At 62.0% G+C, this 15876-nt stretch carries 20 protein-coding genes; 13 read left to right on the forward strand and 7 right to left on the reverse strand.

Features of this window, described 5'->3' with window-relative positions; translation table 11 throughout:
- Positions 1–22: 22 nt before the first annotated feature.
- The 7 genes from IEY62_RS21885 (at position 23) to IEY62_RS07070 (ending at position 4066) form a co-directional block, all read left to right on the forward strand.
- Positions 23–370, forward strand: coding sequence for a DUF6188 family protein (locus IEY62_RS21885; protein ID WP_407671475.1), 348 nt, complete (start codon positions 23–25; stop codon positions 368–370).
- Positions 371–626: 256 nt separating this feature from the next.
- Positions 627–1205 carry an SMI1/KNR4 family protein gene (locus IEY62_RS07045; protein ID WP_189015333.1) on the forward strand — a complete coding sequence of 193 codons (579 nt, stop codon included), beginning with the start codon at positions 627–629 and terminating at the stop codon, positions 1203–1205.
- 262 nt (positions 1206–1467) lie between these two features.
- Positions 1468–1734, forward strand: coding sequence for an SRPBCC family protein (locus IEY62_RS07050; RefSeq protein ID WP_229785120.1), 267 nt, complete (start codon positions 1468–1470; stop codon positions 1732–1734).
- Between the two features lie 192 nt (positions 1735–1926).
- Entirely contained in the window at positions 1927–2109 is a 183-nt protein-coding gene (locus IEY62_RS21890) for a PLDc N-terminal domain-containing protein (protein ID WP_407671482.1), read from the forward strand.
- A gap of 190 nt (positions 2110–2299) precedes the next feature.
- Positions 2300–2440 (forward strand): hypothetical protein, encoded by a 141-nt coding sequence (locus tag IEY62_RS07060; RefSeq protein WP_189015335.1) that lies wholly within the window; start codon positions 2300–2302, stop codon positions 2438–2440.
- Positions 2437–2853 carry a DUF6188 family protein gene (locus tag IEY62_RS07065; protein ID WP_189015337.1) on the forward strand — a complete coding sequence of 139 codons (417 nt, stop codon included), beginning with the start codon at positions 2437–2439 and terminating at the stop codon, positions 2851–2853. Before IEY62_RS07060 ends, IEY62_RS07065 begins: the two co-directional genes overlap by 4 nt.
- Positions 2854–2989: 136 nt before the next feature.
- Positions 2990–4066 (forward strand): hypothetical protein, encoded by a 1077-nt coding sequence (locus IEY62_RS07070; RefSeq protein ID WP_189015339.1) that lies wholly within the window; start codon positions 2990–2992, stop codon positions 4064–4066.
- Positions 4067–4172: 106 nt separating this feature from the next.
- Here IEY62_RS07070 and IEY62_RS21645 read toward each other — a convergent pair whose 3' ends face one another.
- On the reverse strand, positions 4173–4514 hold the full coding sequence (locus IEY62_RS21645) for a transcriptional regulator (RefSeq protein ID WP_229785122.1): 342 nt from the start codon (positions 4512–4514) through the stop codon (positions 4173–4175).
- Positions 4515–4544: 30 nt separating this feature from the next.
- Here IEY62_RS21645 and IEY62_RS07080 point away from each other — a divergent pair, with 30 nt between their 5' ends.
- Positions 4545–5732 (forward strand): TerC/Alx family metal homeostasis membrane protein, encoded by a 1188-nt coding sequence (locus tag IEY62_RS07080; protein WP_189015341.1) that lies wholly within the window; start codon positions 4545–4547, stop codon positions 5730–5732.
- A gap of 135 nt (positions 5733–5867) precedes the next feature.
- Here IEY62_RS07080 and IEY62_RS07085 read toward each other — a convergent pair whose 3' ends face one another.
- Together IEY62_RS07085 and IEY62_RS07090 are read right to left on the reverse strand one after the other, a co-directional pair.
- Entirely contained in the window at positions 5868–7232 is a 1365-nt protein-coding gene (locus IEY62_RS07085; protein ID WP_189015343.1) for an MFS transporter, read from the reverse strand.
- Between the two features lie 70 nt (positions 7233–7302).
- Positions 7303–8040 (reverse strand): GAF and ANTAR domain-containing protein, encoded by a 738-nt coding sequence (locus tag IEY62_RS07090; RefSeq protein WP_189015345.1) that lies wholly within the window; start codon positions 8038–8040, stop codon positions 7303–7305.
- A gap of 470 nt (positions 8041–8510) precedes the next feature.
- Between IEY62_RS07090 and IEY62_RS07095 the strand changes: the two genes are divergently transcribed.
- Positions 8511–9020, forward strand: coding sequence for a GNAT family N-acetyltransferase (locus tag IEY62_RS07095; protein WP_189015348.1), 510 nt, complete (start codon positions 8511–8513; stop codon positions 9018–9020).
- 37 nt (positions 9021–9057) lie between these two features.
- On the opposite strand, the gene IEY62_RS07100 is transcribed toward IEY62_RS07095, so the two are convergent.
- Positions 9058–9756 carry a hypothetical protein gene (locus IEY62_RS07100; protein WP_189015350.1) on the reverse strand — a complete coding sequence of 233 codons (699 nt, stop codon included), beginning with the start codon at positions 9754–9756 and terminating at the stop codon, positions 9058–9060.
- Positions 9757–9811: 55 nt separating this feature from the next.
- On the reverse strand, positions 9812–10126 hold the full coding sequence (locus tag IEY62_RS07105) for a hypothetical protein (RefSeq protein ID WP_189015352.1): 315 nt from the start codon (positions 10124–10126) through the stop codon (positions 9812–9814).
- Between the two features lie 415 nt (positions 10127–10541).
- Between IEY62_RS07105 and IEY62_RS07110 the strand changes: the two genes are divergently transcribed.
- The 4 genes from IEY62_RS07110 (at position 10542) to IEY62_RS07125 (ending at position 13181) form a co-directional block, all read left to right on the forward strand.
- Entirely contained in the window at positions 10542–11297 is a 756-nt protein-coding gene (locus IEY62_RS07110) for an SDR family oxidoreductase (protein ID WP_189015354.1), read from the forward strand.
- Between the two features lie 34 nt (positions 11298–11331).
- Complete coding sequence (locus tag IEY62_RS07115) at positions 11332–11763, forward strand: VOC family protein (protein ID WP_189015356.1); 432 nt, start codon at positions 11332–11334, stop codon at positions 11761–11763.
- The gene (locus IEY62_RS07120) at positions 11760–12260 is read left to right on the forward strand and encodes a DinB family protein (RefSeq protein ID WP_189015358.1); all 501 of its coding nucleotides are present in this window, start codon (positions 11760–11762) and stop codon (positions 12258–12260) included. Before IEY62_RS07115 ends, IEY62_RS07120 begins: the two co-directional genes overlap by 4 nt.
- A gap of 168 nt (positions 12261–12428) precedes the next feature.
- Complete coding sequence (locus tag IEY62_RS07125; RefSeq protein WP_189015360.1) at positions 12429–13181, forward strand: ArsR/SmtB family transcription factor; 753 nt, start codon at positions 12429–12431, stop codon at positions 13179–13181.
- Positions 13182–13251: 70 nt separating this feature from the next.
- Here the strand turns inward: IEY62_RS07125 and IEY62_RS07130 are convergent, their stop codons facing one another.
- Both IEY62_RS07130 and IEY62_RS07135 read right to left on the reverse strand, forming a co-directional pair.
- On the reverse strand, positions 13252–14244 hold the full coding sequence (locus IEY62_RS07130; RefSeq protein ID WP_189015362.1) for a nucleoside hydrolase: 993 nt from the start codon (positions 14242–14244) through the stop codon (positions 13252–13254).
- 77 nt (positions 14245–14321) lie between these two features.
- Positions 14322–15773 (reverse strand): MFS transporter, encoded by a 1452-nt coding sequence (locus IEY62_RS07135; protein ID WP_189015364.1) that lies wholly within the window; start codon positions 15771–15773, stop codon positions 14322–14324.
- Positions 15774–15876 lie beyond the last annotated feature (103 nt).

Consider the following 15876-nt stretch of genomic DNA (forward strand, 5'->3'; position numbering starts at 1 on the left):
ACTACATCCGAGCGGGACGAGGTTGCCATGTGCACTGTCGACTACGCCTTCAGCATCCACACACGGCGGCATCATTTTCAGGGTCGGGAATACCTTCGTTTACAAGACTCCTTCGGGCCATAGTCATGGTCCTGACCCCGCCGGGGATCCTTCCCTGTTGGGGCCAGCCCCGTCGATAGCCTGGTCCTCAGTCACGGCCGGATTCGTTGACGACAGTGGAACTCATCATCTGGACTTCGCGTACGGTAGCGCTATTGATGTCTCGGCGGACAAACTCTACGAGGCCTGGGCGACCAACGGTCCGGAGGTGCTGCTATTGGTTTCTTGCGCGGGCGGCGGCCTTGCAACGTGTGGTTTGGGCGACCACTGAAAGACTGCTCAAGCGGCAGCCAGCGACTGGCAGGCGAGATCCGGCGTCGATGCTTTCTGAATGATGTTCGGAACGTTTCTTCAAGCAGCCCCACCAAGGAAACAGGTCAAGAACGGCGTAACCTGAGGCAGATGTTTCCATGTCTCGTAGCTTGCCACGTGGATCCAGATCCGTGTCCTCACACACCGCACCTAAGCTAGGGGCCCATCGGCCGTTGGTGCTGGCATCAAAGAAGACCCTATGCAAGATTTGCTCCATGAAACATGACATGACCGTTTCGATGACAACTATCGATGAGTCCTTGGCGCAACTGCAACTGGGTGCATCAAAACTGCTGAGACCTGGACTTCCCGCCCAAACCGTAACCGAAGAACTCTCAGCACGTGGCCTTCGGCCCGGTGCAGATCTCATTGCGCTCTACGGATGGCACGATGGGACAAATTCGGAACCGAACGTACTTTTGAACGACATGTATTTGATGCCCGGCTATTACCTTCTCAGTCTTGGTGAAGCATTGGAAACTTACGACCGATTCGTCAACGAGTACCAAGAGAATTCTTCGTGGCTTCCACTTCTAGAAGACAACGCTGGGGGCTATATATTCGTAGACTGCTCGGCGACCGACCGTCAGCCAGTGTACGATTTTGACTTCGAAAACGTTGAAAATAAGCTAAGGCACAGCTCCATCCAGGACATGCTAGCAACCCTTGCCGTCGCATTCACGCAGGGCATCTTCTTCAAAGATGAAGATGGCTGGTTCGACATGGACAGCGACGCTTTTTGGAAACTAGCCGCGAGAATGAATCCCACTGCCCAGTATTGGGCCGAAGATTAGCTTGAGTGGACTCCAAGGCTAGACCCGTGGATGAAGATCCCGACACAACTGGCTGAAGGACGACGAGGCATAGTGGAACCATCGGCTCGATGCCCTGGCCGACCTACTGGGTGAGGCAAATAGTAATGACTGAAAGCGCAGTCCGCCTCCAACGCACCTTTCAGCACACCAAGAGGCCGTATGGGCGCGCTGACCACGCCCGGTCTCCTGGCCCCTTGATGGGCCCGGCGACATCGCCCCCGTCGTCGGCCACCGCTTCACCATGGACATGGGCGCTTGGGGCCAACAGCAGTGCGAAGTCACCGCCGTGGAACCCGGCGAGTCAATCACTTTCGTCTTCGCCGAAGGCGCCTTGGACACGACCATCACCTGGACGCTTGAAACGGTCGACGCCGGGACAACACTTCACTTCGAACACGCCGGCTTCAACCTGGACTCACCCATGGGACGCCAGGCCATCGAAGGCATGGGCAACGGCTGGCCGGGCCTCCTCACCCGCATCGACCAAGTCTTGGTCAGCTTCAGCTAGCGGTCACAGCGGGCGGCGAGCGGCGCCGTCGTGCTTTCGGCCAGAGCACAACGGCAGCGGCCGAAATGTTCTGGCACCCGGCCGCGGAGCGGTTCCAGGGTGCTATATTGACGGAAATCTGGCCGAGGGGACAACGTGGAAGTTTGGCAGTGGGCCTTGGTGCTGTTGGCGGCGGCGTCAGCGGCCTTTGTCATGGGTTCGATCATTTGGGCAGTCTTCGACGTGCTCGGGGAAGTTCGTCTGAACCAAACAACCCGGATCCTATGGGTACTGCTTTTATTTGCAGTTCCGTTGCTCGGGCTACTCGCATGGCTTTACACAAAGCCTCGGCTTGCCTATTCGGGTAACAGCCTCCGGCTGCGGCAGACGCTTTAGTGCATAGCGCAGCACTGGGCGAACTCCTTACGGCCAGAGCTTTGTGGATTCTCAAGCAGGATGCTGCAACTCCAGCCATCTCGGCAGCCACAAATGCGCTGGTCGAAGGTTATGACAGCGAATCTCTCCGCGAACTTGCTGGAGCATCACCAGGTGGGTGCACAGGACCATTGGCCATGAGGGACACCCCATGGTGCAGGATCTTGTGGTTCTCAATGACTCCTTTGATGCGTTCGACGACGGGTGGGGCGCGGAGCCTGACGGAATGAGAGTGCTGACCGGATTCATCGACACATTGGGACCGGAAAATCAGAAGTGGATGAAAACATGAGCGATATCCCAGTGGATGACCACGTGCTCTGGTCGTGGCCGGTTGCTCCGGGGCCAGACCTGATAGTCCAATGCCGGGTCGATTATGCATTCACCATCTGCACAGACGGCGGCATGGTCCTCAGGATTGGGTCGGTCTTCACCTTGAAGACAGCCGCTGGGAGCATCCACCAGCTTGACCCCAACGGGGAACCTACCCGTCTGGGGCCAGCACTCTCGATCACCCAGTCATCAATCGTGGCGGGGTTCGCCGACGACCGCGGAGCCCTTCATGTGGAGTTCTCCGACGGAAGCGTCATCGATGTCCCTGCGGACAATAGCTATGAAGCTTGGACCATCAATGGGCCTCAAGGATTGTTGCTCGTTTCGTGCCCCGGGGGCAGCATCGCAAGCTGGGGTTTACGGACGGGGTAGCAAACTCGACCAGGTCTTGGTCAGCGTCAGCTGAGCCTTCCTCGCCATAGCCGCAGCGGCGCCGTCGTGCTTTCAAATCGACGACGCTCGCCGCAGTTGCCATCCGCCAGCTCGGCCATCGTGGCAGGATGGGCGAATGCTGCCTGATGCTGAGTTCCTGCTCCGTGGCCCTCGAGGGAGGCGCCTATGCCTGGAGCTCGCGATGGAGGCCGACCCGGACATCCGGCGTGCCGCACTCGATCTTGGATACGACCTCGATCCGGGGGCTGGCAGATCCCGGGTCATGCTCAGGCTCAGCGGCTCGCCGGGACACGAACCGGAACCTGTTCCAGCCAGCCCGACGGTAGCCGAGGTCGCGGCCGGCATCGCTTCGCTGAACTTGCGGGTCGTCGATTCTGCCTTGGTGCAATATTCCCTGCAGCGAAGCGTAGACACGGCCAGATACTGGCAATCACCCGAGGGTGAGGACGTACTCGCCGACACCGACGCCGTAACCGCCGCGTTGGCGCACATCGCTGCGAGGGTGCTGGAGTCACCCGCAACGCATTGGTGGAGTCAGGGCTTCCAACCGTCCCAATGGGCCATCGATTGGCGTCCGGCGAACGACCCAGCGCCACTCCCCCGGAAACCGTTACAAACCCTCGCCGAATGGGCCCGTAAGGAACGCGCCGAAGAAGCCCGCGCAGCGTGGGAACGACCCAAAGACCCGCAAGCCAACTTCGGTGGGGAATGGTGGTCCATCCCTCACGGAATCCTGCAAACCGTCCCACTCATTCCCGAAGGGCTCAACCTGGTGGAAGACTCCCTCGGCTGGGAGGACGCCACAACTGTTCCTGTCAGCGGAACGGGGCGAGTCCTTGAGATCCACACCGCCGAGGACTGGATGGATTTGTGTCGGGCATTCCCCTTGGAGGTAACAGCGTCCCGCCGACACGACTGGTTCCGCACAACAGCCCGGCTCGGTCGCTGGGTTATCCCGGACTGGGAGCTTGCAGCCACGGAATGGGACGCCGTCCATCTCACGGTCACCGGGTACCTGAACGCTGCAGGACGCGCCCTGACTGTCGACCAGGACACAGCAACTGTCATTGCGGGCTGGGACCCGGGCAGCACCCTTTGGCTCACGGACGTGGCCCGTGAATCCGGACAGCCCCGGCAATTCTGGCACCGGCCGGCAAACCAGGATGAGTGGACCCAAATCCAAACGAACTAGGCGATGTGCCGCCTGCGGTGACATGAAAAGCCTCCAGCACCCCCGCATGTCCGGACCTCTGGCACTCAAGACGCGGGGCGGCGTCGTACTTCACCTACGGGAGAGATCAGCCGCCCGCAATCTCCCGAAGCGTCTGCAGGTGCGCAGCCCACACTGCCCGGCCCAAGACGATCAGGCGGGCCGACGTCTGCGGAAACTTCCCGGCGAAGCTCTTCTTGATCTTCACGAACTCGGCCTTCTCCAAAATCGCCAGCTGCTTGCTCAGCACAGAGTCACTGATCTGGATGGCGTCCCGGAGGTCCTTGAAGTCCATCGATTCCGCTCCGGCGAGCGCAGCACCAAGAGAAATGGCCGCCGGGAGGTAGAACCACAGGTTTCCATCGTTAACACCAGCCCCACCAGACCCGGTAAATTTGATTCCACGAGTTTGACCCTCGGTGAGCAACACCAATCGCGCGCCTCACGAAAGCAGGATCATATGACCGTCTCTCCCCTCATCTGGGGCATCACCATCGTCGTCATTCTGGCGCTCTTGGCCTTTGACTACTTCTTCCACATCCGCAAAGCCCACGTCCCCTCGTTGAAAGAAGCGGCCGTTTGGTCCTCCATCTACGTGGGCCTCGCGATAGTTTTCGGCATCCTGGTGCTGGTCTTTGGCGGAGCACAGATGGGCTCGGAGTACTTTGCCGGATACATCACGGAGAAGGCCCTCTCGGTCGACAACCTGTTTGTCTTCCTGATCATCATGGCGAGCTTCCGGGTACCGCGCGAGGATCAGCAGAAGGTCCTGCTGTTCGGCATCGTGTTTTCACTGATCGCCCGCACCGGCTTCATTTTCCTCGGCGCCGCGCTCATCAATTCGTTCGCCTGGGTGTTCTACATCTTCGGCCTCATCCTGCTCCTGACGGCAGGCAACCTCCTCAAACCTGGCGACCACGGTGACGGCCAAGCGAACAACTTCATCATCCGGCTCGCCAAGAAGCTCTTCCACACCACAGACAAGTACGACGGCGACAAACTCTTCACCATGGTCAACGGCAAGCGTGCCCTGACTCCCATGCTGCTGGTGATGGTGGCCATCGGCGGCACGGACATCCTCTTCGCCCTCGACTCCATCCCGGCCATCTTCGGCCTCACCCAGAACGTGTTCATCGTCTTCACCGCGACGGCGTTCTCACTGATGGGCCTGCGCCAGCTGTACTTCCTGATCGACGGCCTGCTGGACCGCCTCATCTACCTCTCGTACGGCCTCGCGGCGATCCTGGCGTTCATCGGCGTCAAGCTGATCCTGCACGCCCTGCACGAGAACAACCTCCCGTTCATCAATGGCGGCGAACACGTGAACGTCATCGAAATCACCACCGGCCTCTCACTGAGCGTCATCATCGGCGTACTGGTCATCACCGTGGTGCTCTCACTGATCAGCCCGGCAGGCAAGGCCCAAACAGCCATCAACAACGCCCGCCGCCACGCCGTGGACTACCTGGACCTCGACTACACCGCCGACGCCAACGAGCGCGAACGCATCTACCGCGCCCTGACCGCGGAAGAGGCACAGATCGTTCAGATGCCCCTGAAGTATCGGAATAAGGCAAAGGACGTGGAGAAGATCCGCGAACAGGTGGCAGAGGCCCACCGCCAGCACGAGGCCTTCCTCAACCGCTAGCAACGCCCCCGCTTAAGAACGAAAACGGGACCCTGGCATCACTGCCTGGGTCCCGTTTCGATGTTCACCTGCACACTCGATGGCGGGCAACGTCGTTTGCGCAGCGGGCCATCGAATCGGGCACAACCGCTCCCGCTAGACCGCAGGCTTCCGCCACATCACTGCGAGCACCAGCACCACGGCACTGAGCCCGAGCATCACCAGGACCATGATCCCCCAGTTCGCCTGGTTCACGCCCGGCCCGTACAGCACACCGATCAGCACGGTGGCGGTGATCGCGCCCAGATAGCGGCAAGTCTGGAAGATACCGGCGGCGACTCCCCTTTCCTCAGGGCGGGCGGAGACATATAGACCCTGGTTGGAGGCCGTACTGACCACGCCGTACGGGACACCCATCATTGCGGTCAGAACGAAGACCACCGGCACCCAGAGCGACAACGTGAGGATTCCCAACGCACCGGAAGCAAGCGTCAGAATCCCCACCCCGGTGATCAGCACCGAACGCACGCCGAACCGCTCAATGAACCGAACCGTCAGCGGCGTCACCACAACCGACAACGCCGCAAGGGGAAGCATCAGCAGGCCCACCACACCGGCGTCGTAATGCCCTGCCTCCTGCAGAAGCTGCGGCAGGCCGAAGAACGCAAAGTAATACACGCCGCTGAAAACAATGAACAGCAGGTAGACCAGCAGCAGCGGGCGGTTGCGACCCAGCAGTCGGAGGTCCAGGAATGGTGGCCTGAACCTGAGCTCGCGCCAGGCAAAGAGCGCACCGATCACAGTAGCTGCGCCCAAGAGGTACCAACGATAGCCGGGCAGAACGTTGAGCAGCGCCATCATGGCGAGCATGAGCGAACTGACGAAGGCGAGGATGCCGGGGATGTCGGAATCACGGATCAGCGTTCCCAATGAACCCGTCTCCCGGCCGGAATCCGCGGGAGCTGTTTGCCGGACAACAAACAAGGCGAGCAAAGCGATGGGCACGTTGATCGCGAACAGCGCCTGCCACCCCACCAGGCTCACCAGCAGTCCGCCCACCACCGGACCGACGGCAGCGGCCGAGGTGTTCGCCATCTGAATCCGGCCCAGCGGCCGGGTGGACGGCAAGTTCGCCAGCCGGCTCAGTTCGGTCACCATGACGACGGCGGACGGGTACGCCGTCGCGGTACCTACGGCCATGAACGCGCGCGCCACGCAAACCAGCGCGAAGTTGGGCAGGAACGGCGCGATCGCACAGGTGACGGCCACCAATGCCATGCCGAACATGAAAAGTCGTCGGGGGCCGAAACGATCAGCCAGCCTGCCCATGAGCGGCTGCCCTGCCGCGGACGCCAGGTAAAACGACGTGATCACCCAGGTAACTGTTGCGACGTCGAGCTCAAAATGCTCCCGAAGGACTACGAGCGCAACAGCGATCATGGACGAGTTCAGCGGGTTCAGCGCAGTTCCAAGGCTCAACGCAGCAATCGCGAGCCCTGGACGGGGGTTTTTGGCGGTCACCCAACCCAGTCTGCTCCATAGTTGCCTCGGGTCACGAAACGGGTTCGCTGGGCGGACTCTGCCGGGTTGATCACTCCTCGAAGTGAGTGGTGATCTTCCCCGACGACACGGCCGCGATGATCGACTTGGCCAGGTGCCGCAGTTTGATGTTCCGGTTGCTGGAGGCCGTCCGCAGGATAGTGAAAGCTTCCTCCTGGCTGCAATGGTTTTGCGCCATGATCGCCCCGACTGCGAGGTCGATGACGGTACGCGACTGCATGGCTGTTGCCAGGTCATTCCGGGCATCGCTGAGCTGCGCGATTTTCAAAGCGAGACGCAGCGACTTGGATGCGTGGGAGGCAAAAACCTCGGCCCGGTCCACATCCTCAGCGCTGAACGCGTCTGGCTTCTCGGAGTACAGGTTCAGGGCAGCGCGCGTATCGCCTTCAACCAGGAGGGGGACGCTGAGGATGGAACGAAGCCCTTGGTCCGAGGCGGCCTGAACATACGCCGGCCAGCGATGCTCGTTCAGGAGGTCCTCAACCAGCACGGCGGTGAGCTTGTCCATGGCCGTGAGACAGGGGCCCTCAAAAGTGCTCTGGAGTTGATCCATGATGCGTGCGCGCTGGTCACTGCTGGCAGCGGTTGCCGACTTCTTGCGGCGCAACACGGTGATGCCACTGAATACCGGGCTCTCCGGGTTGGAGAGGCTCTCGGCGGAGAAAGCTGCGAGATCGCTGAGGAAAGCCTCAACGTCTTCACTGCCCAGAACCAGATCCAAAAAGTATCCGTTCTGGAGAGCTTCCTGCTCGGGGAGGGGGTTGACCATGCACGTTCCTACTGACTGAAATGCGTCCCCAGCAGACAGCAAAGGAGCGAAAAGGGCCGCCCTCTGCAAAACGGTCTGGCAATACCTTATCGCCCAACGATCGACGGTACAAAGTGCGCCGCAAGACGACCTGACCTGCGGCAACACCCACAGCATCATGGCGGCTTGTCAACCCCGTCGACGATTACAGGGGACGCAACAAATAAGTAGGCTCACTCGGCGAGCGAGGACCCCTCCCCGAAGGAAGACCGCCTCATCGGGCGACTCTAAGACGCCGGTACCGTCGTCGAGCCCCTCACCACCAGCTCAGTTCCCAACTCGATCCGCTGGCCCTGGACGCTCACCACCCACTTTAAACTCCGGGCACTCCAAATTCAGCCGATTTCGGTTGCATCATCGCCCAACAGGGGTTCAAAGTAGGTGGCGAAGGCACGGCCCATGGCATACTCCGCTGCCGGTAGGCTTCGGAGATGCTCCCCTATCCGACCAAGCGATTGCGCTTTCGCGGGATGACTACAGCCGATCTCGACGAGATGAGCGGCCTGCTCGGTGACCCCGATGTGATGACCTATTACCCGGCGCCGAAAACCCGGGAAGAAGCAGGGGCCTGGATCGATTGGAACCTGACGAACTATGCCCGCCATGGGTACGGGTTGTGGATTGTGGAAACGCTCGACGGCGGGTTCGTGGGCGACTGCGGACTGACATGGCAGAGCGTCAATGGCCGGCCCGAACTTGAGCTCGGCTACCACGTACGCCTGGATCTTCAGGGGCGGGGCTATGCCACGGAAGCGGCTTCGGCCTGCCTCGAATACGCCCGGGATGTGGTGGACGTTGATCGCCTGGTAGCCATCATTCACCCCGGCAATGTGGCTTCGAGGCGGGTCGCCGAACGGATCGGAATGCGGCACCTTGAGGACGACCTCGCGGGGTCCATGGTGCGGACCGTGATGGGCATTGAGCTGGGGCCGTTGCAATAGCCGGCTAATGCGATGATCGCGAACCGTCTCCTGGGCCTCACACGAACTTCACGTCCGTATCCGCGTCCGTATCCGGGTCCTTCCGGGTATCCAGCATTCCGGCAATCTTGCCTTCCAGAGCGGCGACTGTTGCTTCGGGCAGGACAATCAGGCCGTCGAGTTCCTTGCGTGCGCGCTTGTACGCCGTCTGTCGTTCCGCGGGCGTGGCGGCGGTGTCCTCGGCAATGCGCAACAGTTTGCGGGCCGTCGCCAGACGCTCCCGCTCGGGGCCGGAGAAGTTTCCGTCTTTGATTCGCCTGGCTTCGCCAGCGACGTCGAACGCCAACTCGTAGCTGTGAACGGCCGCTCGATACTCAGCAAGGCGAGCCGGCGTCGAAATCTCCTCCGGCGCGCCGGGCCGTAGGCCATCGGCTTCTTTCTTGGCCCGCAGGAACGCGACCGTGAGCGGTTCACGGACGTCGGTCATGAGCGGAAAGTCGATGAGATTGCCGACGTCGAGTTCGTACTCCAGCCATCTGTGATTGACCGAATCGTGCGCGGCCATCAGCGAGACCACCTCGGCCTGGTTTGCTTCCTCGTGCACCGCCAGCTGGTTGCGCAGCTTCAGCAGCTCGACCTTGCGACGGTGCCGCTCCTCGCTCGCTTTGGACCACGACCTCGCCCAGCCGCCAGCCATCCCGCCGATGGGGAAGATGAGCCACCAGTAACTGCCAAGGAAGTCGAAGAGGGGTTGCACTGCTCCATCCTCCCACCGTATTTGGCCGGCTCTCAAGAGTGGTGCACAGGCCAGGCTATTTGACGATTGTCAGCGGTTCCATTCGGACAGCACAAGACGCCCTTTCCAGTTGCTCCCCGCCCACAGCCACGCGGTTGTTTTGCCCCGTGTCGTCGCACCAATCCACTCCATCAGGCGAGGCGTTCACTGCCAACACCCCCGGCGCTGTCTCCGCGGGGATATCCAGGATGAACGAGAACGCACCCGTGTCCGTCATGGGAGCTGTGGCGTGCAGAACCTCTGTTCCGGCGGCATCTGTAATCACGATGAGGACCCGGGCGTCCGAGCCATAGCGGGGATTGCATTTCGCCTCTGGAGCAGAAATAGTCACTGACTCTCCGGCTCGCGCCGAGGACGGACTCACCGTATAAGGGGGCGGCATACACGCCGGCGCTCCCAGAGAGGAACTGCATCCTGAAGAGGCCATGATCAGAACTGCTGCCGGGGCAAGCAGCAGAACGATCCATAGCCTGGCCGTGGAAAGCCTCGGACGACAAGCAGATGCCATCCCCCCCATTCTGCTTCGCCTGTCCCGTGGAACTGCCGGCAGTGCCCGAATCGCCCCGGATCGTTATCAATCCATCAGGGGCTTGAAATCAAGGAGCCACACCCACCAGCGTTCTTACAGCCGTGAACGTCAGCGCATGCGTTAGAGCATGTTGTGCTCAGGCCGATTACACATAAGTTTACCTTTCGCACCCTATAGGCTCCTTCCGACCCTGAATCCACTTACGGAAGGACACACCTTGCCCACAACGAATGACCACAACGACGTGGCATCCACCCCGGCCCTCAATGTTGTGGTGGCCGGCTCCACCAGTGCGGCGGGCCAAGCAGTGGTGGGCGCATTGCTCGCCGCTGGAGCCCGCGTTGCCGCCGTCGACCTCGACACCGCCCGCCTCGAAGAACTCGCCGCTAAGTACCACGGCGTTGTCCCCTACACCTGCAACCTGGCGAACATGGAGTCGGTGGAGAAGCTGGCTGCTTCGGTTCGAAACGACCTCGGGCCGGTCGACGGGCTGATCCACCTGGTGGGTGGTTGGCGCGGAGGCGATGGGATTGCCGGACAGAAGGACGAGGACTGGGACGTGCTGCACACCAGCATCATGACCACCCTCCGGAACACTTCCCGCGCTTTCTACGCGGATTTGGAAGCATCGCCGCGGGGCCGCCTGGCCATCGTTTCCGCCACGGCGGCAGCGAACCCCACCGCCGGGGGCGCCAGCTATTCGGCCATCAAGGCCGCCTCCGAAGCATGGGTCCTCGGCGTCGCCGACGGTTTCAACGCAGCCCAGTCCGGCCACAAGACCGAGCCCAAGGAACAAAGCTCCGCTGCCGTGGTGTTCGTCGTGAAAGCCCTTCTGGACGACACAATGAAGGAGGCAGCACCCCACCGGAAATTCCCCGGCTACACGCACGTCAACGAACTTGCCGAACACATCGCCGCGCTCTTCGACGCCCCGGCTTCCCACCTGAATGGCACCCGTCAGCGCCTGAGCTAGCTTCCGGCGTCGTACGTGTAGCTAGCATGTCCGTATGGACCAGCGACTGCACTTCATCACGTTCGCCACGCCTGACCTCAACCGGGCCCGCGCCTTCTACAAGGACGGGCTCGGTTGGGAGCCGCTCATGGACGTACCGGACGAGATCATCTTCTTCCAGGTGGGACCGGGTTTGATGCTCGGCCTGTTCGACGCCGAAAAGTTCGACCAGGATCTGGCCGGCGGGACCAAGACCAACGGCATCAGCGGCGTGACGCTCTCCCACAATGTCGGCAGCCCCGAAGAGGTTTCCAGCACCATCGAGGCACTTGTGACTGCCGGCGCCACTCTGGTAAAGCCTGCGCAGTCGGGCGCTTTCGGCGGAATCTTCCACGGGCACGTCAAAGATCCGAACGGCATCGTGTGGGAGATCGCGCATAACCCCGGCTGGCGGATTGACCACGACGGAACGGTGGTTTTCGGATGAGCGCCCTGCCGCAGACGTTCGCAGACGACGTCATCAATCAAGACCTCCGGACCCAGTTCGAAACGTTCCTGGACGAGCACCGTCGCGCCCTGAACGCCAGTCTCGATGGACTCACCGAGGAACAGGCACGACGGCGGTTGGTCCAGTCGCGTACAACCCTCCTGGGTTTGGTCAAGCACGCCATCTTCGTGGAAAAGGTCTGGTTCGACGAAGCCATCACGTGCAGGTCCCGGGCCGACATTGGCATCCCCGCCACGCCTGATGAGTCTTTCATCCTTGGCGAAGAGGACACTATTGCCAGCATTCAATCAGCACATGCAGAGGCGTGCGAGGCTTCCCGCCGGGCGGCCGCGAATGCAGGACTCGACGAACTTGTGTTGGGCAACCGCCGCGGCCCACTACCCCTGCGCTGGGTGTACCTGCACATGCTGCGTGAACTGGCCCAGCACTGCGGACACGCGGATATCCTGCGGGAGCAAATCGTCAACCCAGATTGATACTTCGGCCCTGGAAATGGTGAGCACGCCACCCCCAGGTCGCGGGAAACGTGCGGGATCGCCCAAGAGGACCGGCGATCCCGCACGCTTCCCGCGATCTCGCTGCGTTCGCCGGAAGACCCTGAGAATCCGTTGACACGTGACCAAACAGTCACCTATCCTGAAGCCATGGACGCCGTGTTCAAGGCCTTGGCAGACCCCACCCGCAGGGAACTCCTGGACGAGTTGTTCCGTGAGGATGGCCAATCTGCCACTGCCCTCGGAGCCCGGTTCGAGATGACCCGTTTCGGCATCGCGAAGCACCTCAAACTGCTTGAGGACGCCGGCTTGGTGGTCGTCCGCCGTCGGGGGCGTGAAAAGCTGCACTTCCTGAACCCGGTCCCCATCCGCCTCATCCACGACCGCTGGGTGAGCAAATACGCAGAACCATGGGCCGCTGCCCTCAGCGACCTCAAATCCAGATTGGAAAGTCCCATGGAAAAAATCTTTGAGATCTACATCAAGACCACTCCGGAAAAGCTCTGGGAAGCCATCACCGACAGTGAAATCCGCAGCAAGTACCAGTTCGGGAACACGTTGACGTCGGACTGGACACCGGGAAGCCGCTTCGAGATGCGCAACCCCAAGGCGGACGCCCCGCTGGGTGAAGGCGAGAACATCGAGGTCGATCCCCCGCGCAGGCTCGTCCAGACCATGACGGCGCTGTGGGGCGAGGACGTCAAAGCTGAAGGGACCTCGCGGATCACCTGGGAGATCGAGCCCGTCGGAGATTCCTGCCACCTCACGGTCACGCACGATCAACTCCGCGAAGGTGCGAACGATCAGCTCTACGGCGGCTGGCCCATGATCCTTTCCGGCCTCAAGACCTGGCTCGAGACCGGCGAGAAGCTCACCACGCCCGGCTCGCTGATGTACGCGTAGAGGTCTTAAACGAGGAGACGACGGCGCCCCGCTGCCGCCGTCGTCGTCCGATGCCTCAGTCTCCCGCCAGTCAGGCGACGGGCTCCGCCACCTGATCCTCGGTGAGCCATGCCGCCTGCAAGGTGCCCAAAAGGTGGGGAGCGAAGTCCTCGCCGATCTCCAGCACCACGCGGCACCGTGCGCCGCGCTGCTCCGGGAACCCGGCGTACTGCCCGCGCAGATCGCAGACCGTCTGGCCACGGCCCGGCCCGTCAGTGGTGTCCACCTGGACGCGAACGGTCGGGGCCAGGGTGAGCTCCACTCCGCGGACCGCAATGGCTGCTGCCAGGGGATCGTGCATCGCCGAGCAGGCACGCCCAAAAATGTCCACGTAGAAGCCGAAGTAGTAACCCAGCATCTCGCCAAGGGCCTGCGAAACCGGGTGCTCAGTGGACAGCAGTTCCTGGCGGTGGTTTTCCTCCAGGACGTTGGTCATGGTGACATCCAAGGGAACCAGCGTCACGTTCCAGTCGGCGGCCAGGACTTCGGCGGCAGCCTCGGGATCATTGGCGATGTTGGCCTCGGCCACCGGGGAGATGTTTCCCGGCGCCAGCGCAGCGCCGCCCATGATGGTGACATCGGCGATGAGCTCCGGCAGCTTGGGTTCCAGGCGCAAGGCTTCTGCAATGTTGGTCAGCGGACCGATGGCCACCAGCCGCAACTCCCCCGCGTACTGGTGGGCCAGCTTGACCAACAGCTCCGCGGCCGTGGCCTCCACGGGCTCACGCCCGGACGGGACGAGGTCCACCCCGCCGATGCCGTTATCGCCGTGGACGTGCGGGGCGCCGCCGTGGAAGGTGCCGACCTGGGGATCGTGCGCGCCGATCGCCACTGGGATGTCCGGGTGGCCTGCAAGGTTCAGCAGGTCCAGGGTGTTCCGGGCGCCACCGGCGGCGCTGACGTTGCCGCTGACGGTGCCGATACCCACCAGCTCGGCCTTCGGGGAAGCCAGGAGGTAGGCGAGGGCGAGGGCGTCGTCGATGCCGGTATCGCAGTCAAGGAAGAAGGGGGCAGGCTGGTTCACGGTTCTCTCGTTTCAGGTGTTGCGGGTGGTGAAGCTCTGGTGGGATTGTGCGCAAAGCCGGGTTCCGGCGTCGTGCGTTAGATCTTTTCGCCCTTCGGGGCGGCAATGAACAGACTGACGACGAACGCCAGGGCAGTGATCGACACCGAAATCCAGAGGGCCGCAGAGTACCCGGCTGCGGTGCCCTGGCCGGCGAACGGCGCAACAACCACGACGCCGAGGCTCGCCCCGATGCCGAAGGAGGCGCCGTTGATGCCCGGCAAAGCGGCGGGTGCTTCCTTGGGCGAAAGCAACACGGACAGGCCGTTGATGGCGGTGAGGAAGAAGCCGTTGTAGAAGATACCCAACGCGGCGATGGCGATCAGGACCGCAAGCTGGTTGTTGGCGAACAGGGCCGCCACGATGGCGCAGGCAAGGCTGGTGGCGGTGCCGACGCGGACGGTCTTGATCCAGCCGCGGCGGTCGGCGATCCAGCCGGCAAGTGGAGCGGCAAACACACCGATCAGTGCCGCAGGAGTGAGGAACAGCAAGGCAGCGAGCGACGCGGTCAGTCCGAAGCCGTTCTCCTTGTCCTGGCTGAGCAGCACCACGGTGAAGTTGATGATGGCGAAAATGCCCGCGAGCGTCAGGACCGTGGTGGCAATGACCGGCCACACCTGGCGGGAACGGAGGTGATGGACGGCAACCAATGGGGTTTCGCGCTTCTTCTCGATGAGCCAGAAGGCCGTGAAGGACGCGATGCTGCCAGCCAGCAGGCCGAGCGCGGCAGGCGAAGTCCAGCCGGCGGAGGAACCCGTGGAGACGAAGTAGGTGATGAATACCAGGAACACGGACAGCGAACCTGCTCCCCACCAGTCCATGCGACCCGGAGCGACGGCGGACTTACCGCCCGGGACAACTTTGATGACGCAGACGACGGCGATCGCGGCCAGGACCAGCACGGCAACGAAGATCGACTGGAAGCCCAGGGTCTCGGCCATGAGCCCGCCGAAGTAACCGTCCACGCCACCGACTCCACCGTTGATGGCGGCGATGATGCCAATGGAGGTGCCGAAGAGCCGGGCCGGCAGGTACTCGTTCAGGACGATGTAGGAGAGCGCGAAGATGGCGCTTGAGACACCTTGCATGAAGCGGCCGGTGACCAGCAGCGGCAGGGTGGGAGCGAAGATGCACAGCACGGTTCCGGCACCCATGATGGCCAACACCAGCAGCAAGGCGTTGCGGCGGCCGATGAAGTCGCTCCAGCGGCCAATGACAGGACCGGAGATGGCGCCGGCCAGGAAGAACATGGATTGAACCTGCGCAACGGCTTCCGGAGTTTCGCCGAAGAAGGAGCCGATATGTGGCAGCGCCGGGGTGATCATGCTGGCGTTGAGTTGGAATGCCAGCACGGCCAGGACCAGGGTGGTGATCAGCAGGGCGGCAGCTTTGCCTTGGACACGGCCTGCATCAGGGGCATCCGCAGTGCCCGTCAGGGCGGGGACTTGTGGGTCTACCGTCTGCTGGCCTGTGGTGTTGGGGATGTTCACATCAAACTCCTTTGTCCGAGGGCGCGGGGCGGCGCCACGAGATGTGAGTTGTTATACAAGCATGTATTACGAGCTTGTGCAACCTGTCACAGTCTTCCGGTAC

Source organism: Paenarthrobacter histidinolovorans, from assembly GCF_014647595.1.
GTDB classification, from domain to species: domain Bacteria; phylum Actinomycetota; class Actinomycetes; order Actinomycetales; family Micrococcaceae; genus Arthrobacter; species Arthrobacter histidinolovorans.

Excerpts from the sequence above, each read along its gene's own strand:
- IEY62_RS07045 (WP_189015333.1), top strand. The coding sequence starts at position 627 with ATGAAACATGACATGACCGTTTCGATGACAACTATCGATGAGTCCTTG.
- IEY62_RS07050 (WP_229785120.1), top strand. The coding sequence starts at position 1,468 with ATGGACATGGGCGCTTGGGGCCAACAGCAGTGCGAAGTCACCGCCGTG.
- IEY62_RS21890 (WP_407671482.1), top strand. The coding sequence starts at position 1,927 with ATGGGTTCGATCATTTGGGCAGTCTTCGACGTGCTCGGGGAAGTTCGT.
- IEY62_RS07060 (WP_189015335.1), top strand. The coding sequence starts at position 2,300 with ATGGTGCAGGATCTTGTGGTTCTCAATGACTCCTTTGATGCGTTCGAC.
- IEY62_RS07065 (WP_189015337.1), top strand. The coding sequence starts at position 2,437 with ATGAGCGATATCCCAGTGGATGACCACGTGCTCTGGTCGTGGCCGGTT.
- IEY62_RS07070 (WP_189015339.1), top strand. The coding sequence starts at position 2,990 with ATGCTGCCTGATGCTGAGTTCCTGCTCCGTGGCCCTCGAGGGAGGCGC.
- IEY62_RS07080 (WP_189015341.1), top strand. The coding sequence starts at position 4,545 with ATGACCGTCTCTCCCCTCATCTGGGGCATCACCATCGTCGTCATTCTG.
- IEY62_RS07090 (WP_189015345.1), bottom strand. The coding sequence starts at position 8,040 with ATGGTCAACCCCCTCCCCGAGCAGGAAGCTCTCCAGAACGGATACTTT.
- IEY62_RS07095 (WP_189015348.1), top strand. The coding sequence starts at position 8,511 with ATGCTCCCCTATCCGACCAAGCGATTGCGCTTTCGCGGGATGACTACA.
- IEY62_RS07115 (WP_189015356.1), top strand. The coding sequence starts at position 11,332 with ATGGACCAGCGACTGCACTTCATCACGTTCGCCACGCCTGACCTCAAC.
- IEY62_RS07120 (WP_189015358.1), top strand. The coding sequence starts at position 11,760 with ATGAGCGCCCTGCCGCAGACGTTCGCAGACGACGTCATCAATCAAGAC.
- IEY62_RS07125 (WP_189015360.1), top strand. The coding sequence starts at position 12,429 with ATGGACGCCGTGTTCAAGGCCTTGGCAGACCCCACCCGCAGGGAACTC.